The sequence below is a fragment of the Acinetobacter sp. CWB-B33 genome (assembly GCF_039655955.1).
In the GTDB taxonomy this organism is placed as follows: Bacteria; Pseudomonadota; Gammaproteobacteria; order Pseudomonadales; family Moraxellaceae; genus Acinetobacter; species Acinetobacter bouvetii.
In genome coordinates, this window is sequence record NZ_JAGFEU010000001.1 from 406632 (window position 1) to 424412 (window position 17781).

The window sequence follows — 17781 nt, forward strand, 5'->3', positions numbered from 1 at the left end:
ATCACCCAAACATCCCATGACTAAGCACATGGGATTTTTTATGTCCATTTCATTTTTAACCAAACACAGCTTCACATTGAAAGCATAGAGGAAAATACCATGATTAAAGGTTTAGCAATTACACCGCCGATTCTAGGGCGCATCAGTATCGGCAAGATTGTGGAGAAAAATGGCAAACGCCTACCTGAAAAGGATGACCAGTTTACAATTACCAGCCAAATCCAAAATAAAGACGGATGGGTCAAGCATCCTTTAGATGAACAGCTTCGTGCCAAAGCACCCAATCAAAAACTTAGAACGATTCCTGTACGGATGATTCTTAATGATCCTGAACTCAATCTACGGGCTGAGTACAGCTTGTTTGACAGACAAACAGGTCGCCCCGTGTGTGTGGGTAATGGAGAAACATGTCAGCGGTTGACTAATCAAGGAGTTGAGCAACATCCGTGTCCATCCCCTGATCTATGTCCATTGGCACAAGGAGGATTGTGTAAACCGTATGGCCGACTTTATGTGAATCTCGATGAGTCGGATGAGTTTGGTACTTTCGTTTTTAGAACTACAGGTTTTAACAGCATTCGGACTTTAGCTGCACGACTTAGCTATTACCATGCAGCATCGAATGGTTTGTTGTCATGTTTGCCTCTGCAATTGAGCTTGAGAGGCAAGAGCACCACGCAGAGTTATCGTACTCCTGTGTATTACGTCGATCTCACGCTGCGAGAGGGTATTCATTTACAAGATGCTTTACATACCGCCAAAGAAATAGACCAGAAAAGTAAGCTGTCAGGTTTTAATCAACATGCTTTGGATCAAGTGGCTTTACAGGGGTATGTAAATGCGCAGTTTGAGGTGAATGTGGAGGAAGTATTGGATTTGGTTGAGGAGTTCTATGTGGAAGAATCTTCTGAAGCTGAGCAGCAGCATCTTGATTCGAAAGCTAAGACTAAGCCTAAGCTGAATCAAGATAATGGATTTGCACAGGATATGCAAAAAGGCTTACAGGGGAGTGTGAGGGCAGTGAATTAGTTAATTTTTACAGACCTCCTGATTATTTGAGCAGTAACGCTCGCATTATTGATTTGGAGTAAATTTCATGAATGCGTTTGTTGGACAAACTTTTCAAATGAATCAACTGATTAGTATTAAAGAAGTCATTAAATTTGTTGGTGTAGGTAGATCAACAATTTATGAAATGATGGATGAATACTCACCTTACTATGATCCAACTTTTCCAAAGAAAGTGAAAATTACCCAAAACCGTATTGGCTGGTCAGCTTATGAGATCCATCAGTGGATTGAAAATAAGTTGGCGAGTCGGGAATAAGGGATGCTTTGCTCCCTTATTTTTTTGTTTTTTAGTAGAATAAGCTTAGTTTTAGCCTAAGTATCAATAATGAAAACAATAGATTATTACAACCAACATGCGGATGAGTTTGCACAAGCAACGTTAAACGTTGATATGGAAAGATTGTACCAACCATTTTTAATTGAGTTACCTAAACAAGCTTACATTCTTGATGTTGGCTGTGGGTCAGGTCGTGACACTTTAGCTTTTAAAAATAAAGGCTATAAAGTTGATGCAATAGATTACTCAGAAGAGCTTGTGAAAAAAGCAACTCAGCTTACAGGTGTTCGAGTTCAGCTAATGAACTTTTATGAGATTGATGAGCATGAGGTTTATGATGGAATTTGGGCATGTGCATCTTTATTGCATTGTGAGCGTGATCGCTTAGCTGAAGTCATTGGGCAGTTGATAACAGCCTTAAAACAAAATGGTGTGCTGTATATGTCATTTAAGTATGGCGACAGTGACCGAGAAAAAGATGGTAGGGTTTTTACGGATTTAGATGAAGCTCAGGCAAAAGCATTACTTCAGCTCTTTGATAATGTTGAACAAAACCAGCAATGGATTACGCTAGATCAGCGACCTGATCGTCAAGAAAAATGGCTCAATTTGCTTTGGAAAAAACATGGCTGAGCTAATTCCTACAGCACAAGAACAACTCAAATTTCTAAAGAATATTCAGCTGATTTTACAGTCAGGAAGTTTTAGCAGTACCTATAAGTTTGCTTTACTTATTAGCCTAAGCCGATTGGCGATTGAAAAAGGTGAAGACGCAGGTGGAAGTCTATCGCTCGAATATACAGAGATTGCAGAAAAGTTTATCGAGTTGTATTGGAAGCAGGCTGTGCCATATACCTTTAATGATGAAGGTCAGCTGATCCTAAATCAAAACAATGGCAAGCAAGCAGCCATAGTGAATCGCATTATTGCATTAAGGCAGAGTTACTCATCTCTTGGGTTATTAAGACGAGACTCTCTGATATGGTTAAAGTTAGTTAAAGATGTCGCACGAACTGTCAAAGAGATGCCAATCCGCTATCTACAAAACGTTAATGGTCAAAATTTTGAGTTTTTATATCAGCTTGATCAGTGCGGAAAGCAACTCATTCTTTTACCCCAAGTGATGTACTGCCTACGTCAATTCAGCGAGATCATTGAAGAGCTTTGTCAGAAACGCTGGATTGATTACATCCGAAAAAATAGCAGTAATGCGCTAATTTTGAATAAATTACCGAATCTTGAACAATTCATGTTTGAACCGAGCCGAAACCAGTTGAATGCAGTTGCGAATGTGTTGGTCGAGCTACAGGACTGTAAATGCTTCTACTGTAATAAGCCAATGAAAAAAGGCAATTATGCAGTTGATCATTTTATCCCTTGGTCAATGTATCCATCTGATACGGGGCATAACTTTGTATTGGCAGATTCAAGCTGTAATTCTAAGAAAAGCAATTTACTTGCTTCAGATGAATTTTTACATAAATGGCAGGAGCGGAATCAAGAACAGGATTTGATTATTGTAGATCGAATATCCGTGCTTGGTTTTCTGACGGATAAGGAGCGGTCACATAAGGTGGCGGAGTGGGCTTATGCTCAGGGAAGAGAGAATAATTATTTAATGTGGGGCGGATAAAAGTCTAAGAGTGAGTAATTGAAAATATGGTAAATTTAAATAGTTGTCCTAACTAACTAAATTTATTTTTGATTAGCATGATAGCTATAAATCATAGCTATATTTGAACGAGTAAAATCTGAATGGAAAATACAATCCATACATTGCAAAATATTTTTAAAATTTCAATTTTTAGTATTCCTCAATATCAGCGAGCCTATGCTTGGGAAAAAGATAAGCAACTCCCAACGTATTTAGATGATTTAAGGCAACAAGCGTTCGCAATTGATCGAAATCAGGATAAAAGTTATTTTCTTGGCACGTTATTACTTCACCAAGTTGATCCTCTTAACAACGATAAAAATATTCATGTTGTGGATGGGCAACAACGTTTAACGACTTCGGTCATATTTATTGCAGCAGCTTTAAATTTTTTGGAAAAGAATAAGGAAATTGTCGATGATCCAACTATAAAGCTGAGATCTTTAAATAGAAATTTTATATTCGATGATGATGAGGAAGTACATAAATTCAATACTATTCAGGAAGACAATGCTTTCTTTAGATCAGCGATTTTAGGTACTACTAAAGGGAATATTTCTGAGGGATCACCTTCATCTAAACGCTTGAAAGAAGCATATGATTATTTTAGTAATGAAGTTAAACCCCATGAATGGGTCAAGCTATTAAAGGTACTGATCAATGCAAAAGTGATGGTCTATTCTGTACAAGATTCGGCAGATGCGACACTTATCTTTGAATTGCAAAATGATCGAGGTAAAAGGCTTACAGATTTAGAAGCCCTGAAAAGTTACCTGATGCACATAATTTATCTGCATGCCAAAAATCCGAATGATAGTCTAGCTATTGTCCAAAATCACTTTTCAAATATCTATCGTTATATTGAAAGGCAGTTGGAAAATAAATTGATTCCTAATGAGGATTCTATTCTGTCTTATCATGCTGTTAGCTACTTAAATTGGCAAGCAGATGAGTGGCGTCATCCTAAGGATTTGATTAAAAAGATCATCCAAGGGATGGAGCCTGATTCGATTCAAGATTGGGTTTTAGAATTTGTATCAAATCTAGAAGAGACTTATAAAGTATTCATAAAACTTTTCGATAGTCTTGATACCTATACTGAATTTACGCATCTACTTATGGTCAAGAAGATGGCAGTATTTTGGCCACTTGTGATTAAAACATTTGTCTTAGATCAAACAGCGGATAAAAAGCAATTTTGTTTGCTGATGCGTTTAATGGAGGTATTTGCAGTAAGAGGCTATGCTTTGAGTGGTATTCGTTCAGATGCTGGCTTATCTACACTTTATGCAAGTGCTAGAGATTTCAAAGGAAATTATAAAGAGTTACACGATTTACTATTTTCAATGTCATCATGGTGGGGCATGGAAAATAGGTTTACTAATAGTATTGAAAGTCCTACGTTCTATAATCAGAACAGAATTGATGCGACCTATATTCTTTGGCGTTATGAAAATTATTTACGCTCTCAAACAGGTCGTAAAGTTGAGCATTTGTCGTGGAAGCACTATTTAAAGCCTAAAGATAATGCTTCTAAACTAAGTTTGGAGCATATTGCGGCTAGAAATAACCCCATAAGTGATACGTTGGTTGAGTGGGATGAAGGCGAACAGAAACACTTCTATGAAGTAGCTACTCATCGAATCGGAAATTTAGTGATTGACTCAATTTCAGCAAACTCGTCAAAAGGGCACTATGACTTTTCTGATAAATTAGATGCGTTAAGTACGAACTCTACATTCCTTAGTCAAGGAGAGTTAACTAAGTACGCATCGACAGAAGGTGAAATTTACTATTGGACAATTGAATCGATTAAAAATCGTCAAAAAAATCTTATAACTTTTATTAAAGAGACGTGGAATCCTGAAACATATTATCAGTCTGTAGATAGTGTTGAAGAAGACGAGTCACAGGGTATGGTTTCAGAGCCTGAAGATGTATGAGGTTATACCTATTGTGATAGATGATTTTATTGTTAAATAAAAGATTAGCGCTTCAATTGAATGATGAGGGAAAAATGTCGAATATCAATAAAGCTCAACAAGAAGCTCTAAATACCTTAGATGGGCCAGTACTCATTATTGCTGGCCCTGGTTCGGGGAAGACATTTACCCTCGTCGAGCGTATTGTAAAATTGATTCAAGTTAAAGGCGTTCAGCCTGAGTCGATTTTGGTCGTTACGTTTACCGAAAAGGCAGCAAGAGAGTTAACGACACGTATTTCAAATCGTTTGTTGGAATTAAAAATCGACCTGAATTTGAATGAAATGTATCTGGGGACATTTCACTCTATCTGTCTGAGAATATTAGAAGAGAATCAGCAATATACACGCTTAAAACGTAGTTTTACTTTGTATGATCAGTTTGATCAACAGTTCCTTTTATTTAAAAAAATGAAAGAATTTGCAGAGATTGAAAACTTTCATTTGCTAATCAAAGAGGAACAGTCACGTTGGAATCAAGCAAGTGAACTTTTGATTTTACTCAATAAAGTGACAGAAGAAGCATTAACTTCTGATGAGCTAAAAGAAGCGCCTGATATTGAAGTAGCGATATTAGGTGAATGTCTAGAAAAATATCATCAATTATTAGAAGAAAATAATGCACTTGATTTTTCAACGATTCAATACGAGACCTTAACGTTATTAGAAAGTCAGCCGACTGTCGTATTGGAGTTACAGCAAAAGCTTAAGTATTTGATGGTGGATGAATATCAGGATACCAATACCATCCAAGAACGTATTTTAAAGTTATTGATGGGCGAGGCTCAAAACCTATGTGTTGTTGGGGATGATGACCAAGGTTTATATCGTTTCCGTGGAGCAACGATTCGGAATATTTTAGAGTTTCCTAAGAACTTTGATGAACATAAATGTAAGCAAATTCAACTCAAAACGAACTACCGTTCTCATCCCGATATTGTGAACTTCTTCGGCCAATGGATGCAAAGGTTAGAATGGGGATCAGGCACTAATCGTTTCCGTTATGACAAAAACATACGTGCTAGAGAAGATGAGTTTCCTGATGTTCCGTCGGTGATTAAAGTTGAAGCGGAAGGCCGAGAAGAGTGGTATGAAGAAAATTATCAGTTTCTTCTGTCATTAAAGAAAGATGGATTGACAGATTGGAATCAAGTCGCATTTTTATTTAGATCGGTACAAAGCGATCGAGCGGTTGGCCTCGCTAACTATTTAGAAGAAAAAGGCATACCTGTTTATTCTCCACGTTCAAATCAATTTTTTGATCGTGAAGAAATTAAGTTACTTATTGGTCTATTTATTTTTTTATTCCCGCAGTATTTCAATATCCGTAAATGGAATGAAAATCTTAAGCTTGCCATTTGGGACTATTATGATCAGCAATGTATTCCTTTAATTAAAGAGGAATTACAGAAACCTGAAAATCGGGATTTATTAAAGTGGGCACAGGAACGTGCTCGAACACATTATCAACTTGTAGAAAATACTGACTATGCTTTCACAGTATTATTTTATCAGGTGCTACAATTTCCTTTATTTAGCAAATATTTTTCAGATGAAGCATTAAGTGGATTGGATAAAGGTCGAGCTGCTCGGAACTTGTCTAAATTCTCGTCTCTTTTGGCAAAGTTTGAATACCTTCATTACGTTACGGTTATTTCTCGTGAATTTGTGGACAAGAATCTAACCGATCTATTTAACCAATATTTTAGATTTTTGAAAGATGGTGGTATTGGTGAATATGAGGATGACTCTGAATATGCACCTAGTGGATGTGTATCATTCCTGACGATTCACCAATCTAAAGGGTTGGAATATCCAGTTGTTGTCACTTGTAGCTTAGAAGGCGTTCCGAGAAAAAGTCACAATGACTTAGATGAAATTCTTGAAAATAACTACTTCAGCAAGCCACCTTATGAACCTTTTGAATTAATTAAAAACTTTGACTTTTGGCGTTTGTATTACACGGCGTTTTCACGTGCTCAGAACTTATTGGTACTTTCAACAGAAGTTAAGAAAGGGCATGGAAGCTCACCATCGAAGTATTTTAAATCGGTTGTTGATGGCTTGGTCGATTGGAAGCATCCCGAATTGGATTTATCGAAGATAGAATTTGCTCAAGTGAAAGAGATGAATTTGAAACGGGAGTATGCTTTTACCTCACATATTCTTTTATTTGAGGCATGTCCTGAGCAATATCGATTCTTTAAAGAGCTAGAGTTTCATCCAGTTCGAGCAGGTGCGCAGATTTTTGGTACTTTAGTTCATCAAACCATTGAAGACATTCATAAAGCTGTATTGCGCAATGAAGGCCATTTGGTAAGTCATGAGCAAATACAGAATTGGCTGAATAGCAATTATATTTATTTGTCTAAAAAAGAACGACAGTTCTTGGCGCCAAATACCTTAAAAGCGATTGAAAGGCATGTTGTAAATTACTACGATCGTGAAAAGAGACAACTTGATCGTTTGCAAGAAGCTGAGGTCGAAATTTCATTGGTGAAAGATCAGTACATTTTAAAAGGGAGTATTGATTTAATCCGTGGTGAAAATGGTACGGTAGAAATTATTGATTTCAAATCAGAGCGTAAACCTGATTTAGAAAAGGAAAAAACAAGATTTGAAACGTACCAACGTCAGCTTCAGTTATATGCGCATTTATTAGAAGAGAAAACAGGGCAGACTGTAAGCCGAATGCATCTTTACTATACGGGTGAAACAGAAGGCTCTCCTTATGTCAGTTTTGACAAGAGACATGATCAGATCGAACAGACTGTTAAACAGTTTGATCAAGTTGTGTCTCGTATTGAAGCGAAAGATTATGGGATGAGTTGCAGACCTGATAAGCTGTGCCCCAACTGTGACATGCGTTATTACTGTGATCGTAAAAATTGGAATTTTGTGAAGGAAAGTCTTTAAATGACGACTGAAAATAATACTTTAGATTTGACTGAAGAAAACTCTCAAGAGGGTGTATTTAAGTTCGATCCGATTAAAGGCTATCCAATGTTGAATTGGAAAGGTAAGCGTCCTTTTACTTCAACTCATTATTACCCAGCACAATTAAAAGAACAACATGGTGAAGTGGTTAATGGTTGGTTAAATAAGATTTTTTGGGGTGATAACCTTCAGGTGATGTCACATTTGTTGAGACAGTTTCGTGGCAAAGTTGATTTAGTTTATATTGACCCACCATTTGATTCTAAAGCAGATTACAAAAAAAAAGTAAGTCTCAAAACTAAAAAAGTTGTTAATGACAGTACTGCATTTGAAGAAAAGCAGTATCAGGATATTTGGTCAAATGACGAATACCTACAATTCATGTATGAGCGTTTGATATTGATACGTGAACTCTTATCTCAAAAAGGATCTATCTTTTTACATTGTGATTGGCATAAGTCTCACCATCTTCGTGCTTTATTGGATGAGGTTTTTGGTAATGGAGGTGGAGATGGTAAATCAGCAGGTTTTAAAAATGAAATAATTTGGTACTACCGTAGATGGACAGCTGCAAGTAATACATTTCAAAGAATGCATGACACAATTTTATTTTATTCGAAATCTGAAGATTATATATTCAATCCAATATATATCGATGCCACTGACGGTCAAAAAGAGAAACATGAAAAAGGTTGGGATAGGAATACCGCTGTAATAGATGGAGTTAGGCAGCCGCAACTTTTGATTTATAACAAAGATAAAGTTGAAAAAGCAATTTCTGAAGGAAGAATTAATCTTTCTGAATTTGGTCGAGTTGTTGAGGTGGGTGTAACTGATACTATAGCTCATGATGTTTGGAATATTGATTACCTTAACTCTCAAGCAAAGGAACGTGCTGATTATCCAACGCAAAAACCTGAGAAGTTATTAGAGCAAATTGTTACAGCAGCTAGTAATAAGGACTCGATAGTATTTGATTGTTTTATGGGGTCAGGAACAGCCCAAGCTGTTGCGATGAAGCTTGGTCGTAAGTTTATAGGTGCTGACATCAACTTAGGTGCGATTCAAACGACGACTAAACGTTTGATTAAAGTGGCTAAAGAGTTAAAAAATACTCAACCAGAATTAGGCGAAGAAAAAGAGCTTTATACAGGGTTTGAAGTATATAACGTCAATCATTACGATGTATTCCGAAACCCTGTTCAAGCAAAAGAATTACTGATACAAGCTTTAGATATTCAGCCAATCCCTAACAGTGTTTACGATGGTGAAAAAGATGGCCGTATGGTTAAACTCATGCCAGTGAACCATATTGCCACAAAGCAAGATGTGAATGAGCTAATTCACGGTGTTGACTATAAGGCATTTGAAAAGCGTAAAGAAGAAAAGCCAAATCAGCCTGTTGAAAAAATTACTATTTACTGTATGGGGCATGAACCTGATTTAGCTGCTTTTGTGGAACAGTCTATTAATTATAAGCTTGATATCGAAGTCGTTGATATTTTACGTGATCGTTCAGACCTTCAGTTTAAACGTGACTCAGAAGCTTTATTTAAAGTCGAAAATAGCCAGCTAGTAGTAGATAAATTCTATCCAATGAACTTACTACAAAAACTTTCACAAACCAAAGACACAGTATCTGATTGGCGTGAAATGGTTGAAAGTATCCAGATCGACTGGAACTACGATGGTGCGGTATTCCAACCAACACTAACTGATATACCTGCGAAAAATGAACTTGTTCAAGGCAAATATACGATTCCTGAAGATGCAGGCACAATCCGTATCAAGATCACTGATTTATTATCAGAGTCATTAGAACGTGATTTGACAGAAGAGGAGTTTACAAATGGCTAAAAAACCTAACTCTTCATCAGCCTTAGATTTTGCCTTCTTTAATTACTTATGGGCATTTTACGAAACCAATAAAGGTACTATTCGTAAAAGCTATAAAGAACTAAGTAAAAAGTTTTTAGATTATAACGATCCTAAAAATCGTCCTGACGCATTCTTACGTCGGCCACAGTTTGAAGCCCTAGAAACCTATATCTTTTTGAAAGAGTTTTTAGGAAATTCAAAAGTAGAGCAGATTTTTGAAGATTGGTTTGAGTCAAAAAATCAATTTGAAGGTCGAAAGGCTACAGGCTTTATTAATGATGATTCATTACAAGGCAGTTTGTCATTTGATGATGTCCTTGAAGTAAAAAACTATCAAGTCGTTTTGAAAAAAATGAAGGATAACAGCCGAAGTTATCCGAACTATATTTTTGCTTTAACCATGGGTACGGGTAAAACCTTACTCATGGCAACATGTATTTTTTATGAGTTTTTATTGGCAAATAAGTTTCCCAAAGATAAACGCTTCTGCCAAAACGCACTGATTTTTGCACCTGATAAAACAGTTTTGCAGTCTTTGCGTGAGATTGAATCATTTGATATTTCCAAGGTGGTTCCAACAGAGTACGTGGGTATTTTTGATGCGAACTTGAAGTTTCACTTTCTAGATGAAGCAGGAACATCTTTAAGCACAATGGACGGATCAAAATTTAACTTGGTCGTTTCGAATACACAAAAGATTATCCTGAAACGTCAGCATGCTGAAAAGTCCGCTGCTCAAATGCTATTTGAAAATGATCAGCCTGATTTTGGTGAATTGACAGATCTGCTTGGTGATTTAGGTTTACCTGCCAATGATGATGACCTAAAGACAAACCAACGTTTTGAGAAGTTATCACGTTTGCCTCAACTTGGTATTTTTGTAGACGAGGCGCATCATTCTTTCGGTGATGCGCTAAAGAAAAATCAGTTAGGAAATAACAACTCTAAAACTGATAAAAGTCTACGTAGAACAATTGATGAATTGTCTAAAAATTTAGAAGAAGCTGGCACACATGTAGTTGCTTGTTTTAACTATACAGGTACACCTTATGTAGGTAAGGATGTATTACCTGAAGTTGTATATGCATTCAATTTAAAGAATGCGATTCAAGAGCACTATTTGAAAAGCCCAGAAGTAAACTCATATACGACTACACGTACAGAAGAGTTTGTGAAGATTGCGGTAAAAGATTTCTTGGATGCTACACAGGGCCTTAAACCTGAAGGCTTATTACCCAAATTAGCTTTTTTTGCTTCGACTGTAGAAGAGCTTACTGAGGAACTAAAACCTGAGTTAGAACGTCAGTTAGCTGTACATGGCATTTCTGCTGATAAAATTTTGGTGAACGTTGGCGATGATAAAATTACAAAGTCTGATGATATACGAAACTTCAATAATTTGGATGTAGCAGGGACAGAGGGGGCTGAAAAGCAATTTATCCTTTTAGTAAATAAAGGCCGTGAGGGTTGGAACTGTCGTTCATTATTCGGTGTTGCAATGTATCGCTCACCTAAATCAAAAGTTTTTGTACTTCAGGCAACTATGCGTTGTTTGCGTTCAATTGGTAAACAGCAATATACAGGTTCAATTTATCTAAGCAAAGAAAACTACGATATTCTTGATACAGAGCTTCAAGCGAATTTCAGAATGACTGCCTCTGAGTTTTCGGATCAAGGCCCTAAACCGAAGACAATGCTGAATGTTCAAGTGAGGGAAGATGTAAAGATCAAACTTAAACATGTTAAGCAAACAATCAAGCTCAAAGAAAAAGAGTTTGTGAAAGGAACAGTGCTTGATCTAGATCCGAAAAATGAAGAAGCTTGGCATGAACTTACGAGTAAATATTTAATCATTCAAACGACGACGACTAATCTACAGGCCAATGACTTTAATACAGCTCAATATACAAAGTCGAAAGATCGTACGAGTGAGAAAGAAAAGGTTAAATATTCAGGGTTAAGTTTAGTTGCTGAGATATCTCGATATTTAAATTTGAGTCCGATCAAAATTGAGCAAATGCTTGATCAAACTAAAGAAGGCTTAGAAAGTATTTTATTCTGTGTAAATCAGTTCAATGAGCTTTTATACGATGTTGTGATCCCTCGATTATTTACAGCATTGTACGAACAAGAAATTGAATCAGAAACGATAGAGAAAGAAGTACAGCTGATCATTCCACCAGCGATAGGTGAATTATCTTTCTATGAAATTGCAGAAGGTAAAGGTGGAACCTCAACTTATGCGGATACACAAGAAAATTATAGAGATAAGAGCTTTAATTTAGATACTTATACATTTGACTCAAACCCAGAATATGCTTTGTTTTGGGATTTGTTGAAAGATGATGACGTTGAAAAAATCTACTTTACGGGCATGTTTACGGATAAATCTAAAACTGAATTTTACTTCCAGTACATTGATCCTGACTCATATGCATTGAGAAATTATTACCCTGATTTCTTAGTTCAATTGAAAAATGGTCAGTACATAATTGTCGAAGTGAAGGGTGATCATCAGTATGATGATCCTATTGTTTTAGCTAAAGCCAAGGCTGCTAAAGAGTATGCAAGCCACAGTCAGATTGAATACAAAATGATTAAGGGTACTGATGCTAATGCACATATTTATCATCAGTTGATCGCTGGGGGAAATGTGGTTGAAAAAGCAGGAAATCTTTTGAGTTGAATAAAAGAGACCGTGGCAAATACCACGGTCTCTTTTATTTGCGATGGGTAAATTGGGGTAAATAGAACTTAAAATAATACTGAAAAATATAGGGGGTAATGGCTGAATTAAACTGCCACCACCTCAGTAAAATAGCTGTACAAAAATGAATTCATCAATTGAGCTTATATACCTAGCTAGAAAGTAACACTTTCTAAGCATTTTTGAAAATATAACTTTAAGATGGTAACAAAGATAAAATTTATCTTTTTTTAAACAATTTGGAAAAATTTATCACATGAAGGATTTAATAACAGCTATTTTGGTTAAACAGCCCAAACTTACTGCTAGAGAAATTGCCAAAACTCTTGGTATTGAAAAGAAAGAAGTGAATGCTTTTTTATATCAAAATCAAGATATATTTTCACAAGATGAAGCCTTTTGCTGGTCTTTAGCTATAATTCCGTCAGTTAAAAAATTAGAAAGACCAATGATGAACTCTGAACTTGAATTAAATGATATTGTTAAAAATAAACTGATTCAATTGTTGGATTATGTATCTCATCAAGCTGAGGATACTCAAAAAATTCAATATGAAATGAGTGGTAATAGATTTTATTCTCATGATCTAGAAAAACTTCGTGGCTTAAAAATTCTGAATGATGACGATTGGTGGTTCCAAATTGAACGATTACAGCTTCAATCGATGCCGAAACCATCTGAAATACTCTCTTCCTACATTCATGTAGATGCCGAAAAAGAACCCACTGTTAATTTTTCTAGTTTAAATAAGATTGTATCTTTCAAAAAAGTTCATCAATTCCGCTTGCCCTACAGTAGCGTGGCATGTGATTTGATTACTAAAATTGACATACTTAAGGAGCTGTTCAAAGAATTCGAAAGCTATCAAAATATTTGGGAAGATTGGAAACAAAATAACGATGAGATTAAAAAATCTATTGTTGTTTACGACAAATTATTCTCATGGAATACAGCGATTAATTTAGGTGGAACAGGTGATGGTGAAGAAATTGTTGCAGGCTTTGGCTTAGTTGACTGGGTACTTCCAACGACTCAAAAATCTTATTCATATCCTCTTATGACTATCCCGTTAGAAATGGAGATAGAAAAAAATGGATTAATACGTGTAGGTGCCAAAGATACACGTGCCAATATAGAAATGGATGCCATCTTATTAGAGGATGATCTGCCTACTTCAGGACAAGTAAAATTAGCTTTAAAAGAAAACTTAAATAATGGTCGCTCATTACGCCTATTTGAAGGCGAAACTTACTCTGATCTAGTTGATGCCTTCGTCGCGAATATTTTTTCAAAAGGAGCAATTGTTGAGGCAGGAAATAGGGCTATACCATCTAAAAGTCTAGCGGTGACATTAACATCAGTATTGTTTAGTCGTCCTAAAAGGAATTCTATTTTAAGTGATGACATTGAGTTATTAAAAACTAAACTTAATGACCCTTCAGTGGCTATACCTGAACAACCTTTATCGTTAGTGACAGAATTAAAAAGCGATATTAATCAAAAAGAGACTTATAGTTTTAGGGGGCGTTCTGGTACTGAAGGATTCGGATCAAAAGTTGAAGAGCTTTATTTCCCGCTGCCTTATAACAAAGAACAAATTACTATTGTCCAGAATCTGCTAACCAGCAGTGGTGTAGTGGTGCAGGGTCCACCAGGTACAGGTAAAACACATAGTATTGCCAATATTATCTGCCACTATTTGGCGAATGGTAAAAAAGTACTGGTAACTGCACAGCAGTCACATGTCCTTAAAACAGTACATGAAAAGATTCCTGATGAATTAAAGCCTTTAGTAGTCAGTCGCATTGGTTCAAGCAAAGAAAGTAAAAATCAGCTTGAATCTTCAATCGATTTGATTGTGCAAAAAATTACCCAGATGAATGTTGCAGAAGTTCGAAAAATGATCGAAGTTCTAAAACAACAAATAGATCATAACCATCATGAAATGGCTTTGATTGATCGAGAAATATATAACTTTGCAGAAAAGCATTATCAGAATATTGAGGTAGATGGTAATAAAAAATTACCTATGGATATCGTGAAAACGGTATTAGAAAGTAGGGTATCTTACGAATGGTTTACCGACCAATTAACTTTGGAGGAAAAAGACCAGTTTCCTTTTTCCCAGATTGAGTTGATTCAATTGAGAGACTCAAGAAAGAAAATCGGTACAGATTTACCATACATAAATTATGGTCCTCTGCCAGCTCCTGAAAAGCTGTTAGATTCGGCGAGTCTGAAGAAATTAAGTGAGTTCTTAAAAGAAAAAGATGAGATTGAGGAATTCTTAAAGCAAAATGACCTACATAATTTCAAGGAAACTATTTCTGAATCAGAAATTAATGAGCTAAGAGATTGGTTAAAGATTTATCTAGAAGATCTAAACTTTGTTCTTGATCATGCAGAACCATGGTTATTGAGCTATTTCAAAAAAATAAATTCAGAAGATAAGGCTATGGAACTTGATATCTATAGTAACCTTATTCAAGAAGTTCAGCCTTTATTGGAATACAGGAAAACGCTACTAATTGATCCCATAGAGCTGAATTTTGAGATACAACCAAACTCAAAAGAATATCAAGCTGTTCAACGTGCTGTTGATACAGGTAAGCCATTTAATTGGTATCATTTTGGTACTGCTGAATTACAAGACCTTTTTAAGTCAATTAAAGTTTCTGGAAAATATCCTGATACATCAGATGAATGGAAAAGGCTTAAAGAATATCTTGATAGAAAGCAGACTCTTAACATCTTTATGACCAAATGGAATAGTATTGCCGCACAATTAGACATTCCTTTAATTGAGTTAGATAATCGTAATATCGATGAAATATTAAAAGAGTTCACGCAGCTCATCAGTAGAACCCAAAAATGCCTAGATTTAAAAAATAAATATTTGGATCTATTTAATGCGAATTATCTAAAAGTTTTTAAGAGAGCTAAATTTTTTGATTTCTACGGATTACCTAAAAATATTGATGACTTGATTCAATTGTTAGGGCAAAAGTTAAAAATATTTAATTTAGAAGTCTATCAACAACAACTGGCTGATCAAATCCTTTATTTATCAGAGTTTGGTAATAAGATATCAAATCAGTTACAAAAAATTGTATCTCAGATTGATTCCAATTCATTACATGAAAGTGAACTTGGAGAGTATGCTGATCTATTAAAAAAATTATCACATTTAAAAGATCTAACTGAAGATTTTGAAAGAGTTAAATCCGCCAGTATTAGATTGAGTAAAACAAATGCTTTGATTGTTAGTAAAGACATTCTTGAAATTCCGTACGCTGAAGAAATTGAGGATCCAGTATTACGTAATACATTGCTAGAGGCTTGGGAATGGAAACGTCTTGAGATTTTTGTAATGGCCATCAGTAATACAGGTCAAATTGAAAATTTGTATGAGCGACGTCGTATTCACGAGAAGAATCTATCTCAAAATTACGCTCAATTGGCAGCAAATAAGACATGGCTGGCATTAAAGGAAAATGCCTCAGATAAAATTTTAGTTGCATTACAGCGTTATAAAATTGCTGTACAACACTATGGAAAAGGGACAGGTAAGAATGCTCCACGTTATAGAAAAGATGCTCAAGTAGCCCTTAAAGAGGCAACTGCAGCTATTCCTTGCTGGGTCATGTCACATCTTCAGGTATCTGAATCTATGCCTGCAGAATTAGGTCTCTTTGACTTAGTGATTGTGGATGAGGCATCACAATCATCAATTGACGTATTGCCCGTTTTAATGCGTGCTAAAAAGTTATTAGTTGTGGGGGATAATAAGCAGGTTTCTCCGAGTAATGTCGGCCTAGCAAGTGCTCAAATTGATGTATTAAGGAATCGTTATCTACATGGTCAGCCACATGCTGCATATTTAACACCAGATATGTCTTTATACGACATGGCTTCTTCTATCTATGAGTCAAGCGTGATGCTTCTAGAGCATTTCCGCTGTCATCCTGCAATCATTAGTTATAGTAATAAAAACTTTTATGGTAACCGTATTAAACCAATGCGACTATCGAAGAAGTCTGAGCGGTTAAGCCCAGCTTTAGTCGCAATTTATACACCGCAGGGGTATAGAGAATCTAAAAACAGCAAACATATTAACCGAATAGAAGCGAAAGCAATTATTGAGGAAATGAAATTACTTCTTAAAGATGAACGATATGTGAATAGATCAATTGGCGTGATATCTTTGTTAGGTCCAGCACAGGCTGAGTTTATTCAATCAGAAGCTTTGAATGAGTTTGGCGCAGGAACGCTTACTCAAGTACAATTTGCTTGTGGGGATGCTTCAGCATTTCAGGGTGCAGAAAGAGATATTATTTTCTTATCTATGGTAGCAGATCCTGAGAATTGTCATGCTTTGAGTCGATCTGATCATGAACAGAGATTTAACGTGGCTGCAAGCCGTGCTCGTGAACGGATGTATCTTGTCCACTCCGTGAATCGCGATCATATATCTCCAAAAGATCTAAGGCTGAATTTACTCAATCATTTTTATGATTTGCAAGAAGATCAAAAAGCTTCATTTGACGCAAAATTAGAGTTATGTGAATCAGAGTTTGAAAAATCTGTATTCACGGTATTACATGAAATGGGATACACAGTTACTCCACAGGTCAAGGTTGGAAGCTATCGAATTGATTTAGTGGTTGAATCGGATGGAGATCAGCGTTTAGCAGTTGAGTGCGATGGTGATAGTTATCATGGACCAGAACAATGGCATGATGACATGACTCGTCAACGTGCTTTAGAACGCGCAGGATGGACATTCTGGAGATGCTTTGCATCGAGTTGGTCAATTGAACGTGAAAAAATGGTTATGTCATTAAAGGAAAAACTTGATGCAATGGGCATAAAACCTACAGAAGGAATGAGTAGCTTAATTCAAGATGTAGAACAAAAAGTATGGGTAGATGATTTTTCTACGAATATTAGTAATATTCGAGAAGAGGATGTGATTAAAACTGAACTGACACAACCTAGCTGTGCTTTATTATGAAGCACAGCTAAAATATTAGTTCTAAATTCATAAATAGACTGTATATATTTGGAGATTAAATACAGTCTATTAAATTTTCTGTTAGGAAAAATAAAGCTTATTATTGACACAAAACGTTATTTTTCTTATTCTCATGTTAAGCATCCATGCCTAGGTTGAGTTTTTGCCTGCGGTTAAGAGTTCATACTCTCTTAAACAAAAAACCTCATCTTATATTCTTAAATAAGACCAAATCCGTTATTTCTTAAGTATGTCTCTAAAT

Annotated in this window: 9 protein-coding genes; all 9 read left to right on the forward strand. The window is 35.9% G+C overall.

Annotated elements, in window-relative coordinates:
• The first annotated feature begins 99 nt into the window (after window positions 1-99).
• The 9 genes from JZ784_RS01990 (at window position 100) to JZ784_RS02030 (ending at window position 17519) form a co-directional block, all read left to right on the forward strand.
• The gene (locus tag JZ784_RS01990) at window positions 100-1029 is read left to right on the forward strand and encodes a hydrolase or metal-binding protein (RefSeq protein WP_346313600.1); all 930 of its coding nucleotides are present in this window, start codon (window positions 100-102) and stop codon (window positions 1027-1029) included.
• A 67-nt stretch (window positions 1030-1096) separates the two neighbouring features.
• Window positions 1097-1327, forward strand: a complete 231-nt coding sequence (locus JZ784_RS01995; protein ID WP_005015568.1) for an AlpA family phage regulatory protein — start codon at window positions 1097-1099, stop codon at window positions 1325-1327.
• A 69-nt stretch (window positions 1328-1396) separates the two neighbouring features.
• Window positions 1397-1981 carry a class I SAM-dependent methyltransferase gene (locus JZ784_RS02000; protein ID WP_346313601.1) on the forward strand — a complete coding sequence of 195 codons (585 nt, stop codon included), beginning with the start codon at window positions 1397-1399 and terminating at the stop codon, window positions 1979-1981.
• Window positions 1974-2981 (forward strand): HNH endonuclease domain-containing protein, encoded by a 1008-nt coding sequence (locus JZ784_RS02005; protein WP_346313602.1) that lies wholly within the window; start codon window positions 1974-1976, stop codon window positions 2979-2981. The genes JZ784_RS02000 and JZ784_RS02005 overlap by 8 nt, the downstream gene beginning before the upstream one ends.
• Before the next feature lie 122 nt (window positions 2982-3103).
• A complete protein-coding gene (locus JZ784_RS02010) occupies window positions 3104-4945 on the forward strand; it encodes a DUF262 domain-containing HNH endonuclease family protein (RefSeq protein ID WP_346313603.1) in 1842 nt (613 codons plus the stop codon).
• Window positions 4946-5019: 74 nt separating this feature from the next.
• Window positions 5020-7899: an ATP-dependent DNA helicase gene (locus tag JZ784_RS02015; protein ID WP_346313604.1), complete on the forward strand. Its 2880-nt coding sequence runs from the start codon at window positions 5020-5022 to the stop codon at window positions 7897-7899.
• Window positions 7900-9777, forward strand: coding sequence for a site-specific DNA-methyltransferase (locus JZ784_RS02020; protein ID WP_346313605.1), 1878 nt, complete (start codon window positions 7900-7902; stop codon window positions 9775-9777). It begins immediately after the preceding gene.
• Window positions 9770-12484, forward strand: coding sequence for a TnsA endonuclease N-terminal domain-containing protein (locus tag JZ784_RS02025; RefSeq protein ID WP_346313606.1), 2715 nt, complete (start codon window positions 9770-9772; stop codon window positions 12482-12484). Before JZ784_RS02020 ends, JZ784_RS02025 begins: the two co-directional genes overlap by 8 nt.
• A gap of 277 nt (window positions 12485-12761) precedes the next feature.
• Window positions 12762-17519, forward strand: a complete 4758-nt coding sequence (locus JZ784_RS02030; protein ID WP_346313607.1) for an AAA domain-containing protein — start codon at window positions 12762-12764, stop codon at window positions 17517-17519.
• Window positions 17520-17781: the final 262 nt, after the last annotated feature.

Excerpts from the sequence above, each read along its gene's own strand:
- JZ784_RS02015 (WP_346313604.1), top strand. The coding sequence starts at position 5,020 with ATGTCGAATATCAATAAAGCTCAACAAGAAGCTCTAAATACCTTAGAT.
- JZ784_RS02000 (WP_346313601.1), top strand. The coding sequence starts at position 1,397 with ATGAAAACAATAGATTATTACAACCAACATGCGGATGAGTTTGCACAA.
- JZ784_RS02010 (WP_346313603.1), top strand. The coding sequence starts at position 3,104 with ATGGAAAATACAATCCATACATTGCAAAATATTTTTAAAATTTCAATT.
- JZ784_RS02025 (WP_346313606.1), top strand. The coding sequence starts at position 9,770 with ATGGCTAAAAAACCTAACTCTTCATCAGCCTTAGATTTTGCCTTCTTT.
- JZ784_RS02020 (WP_346313605.1), top strand. The coding sequence starts at position 7,900 with ATGACGACTGAAAATAATACTTTAGATTTGACTGAAGAAAACTCTCAA.
- JZ784_RS02030 (WP_346313607.1), top strand. The coding sequence starts at position 12,762 with ATGAAGGATTTAATAACAGCTATTTTGGTTAAACAGCCCAAACTTACT.
- JZ784_RS01990 (WP_346313600.1), top strand. The coding sequence starts at position 100 with ATGATTAAAGGTTTAGCAATTACACCGCCGATTCTAGGGCGCATCAGT.
- JZ784_RS01995 (WP_005015568.1), top strand. The coding sequence starts at position 1,097 with ATGAATGCGTTTGTTGGACAAACTTTTCAAATGAATCAACTGATTAGT.
- JZ784_RS02005 (WP_346313602.1), top strand. The coding sequence starts at position 1,974 with ATGGCTGAGCTAATTCCTACAGCACAAGAACAACTCAAATTTCTAAAG.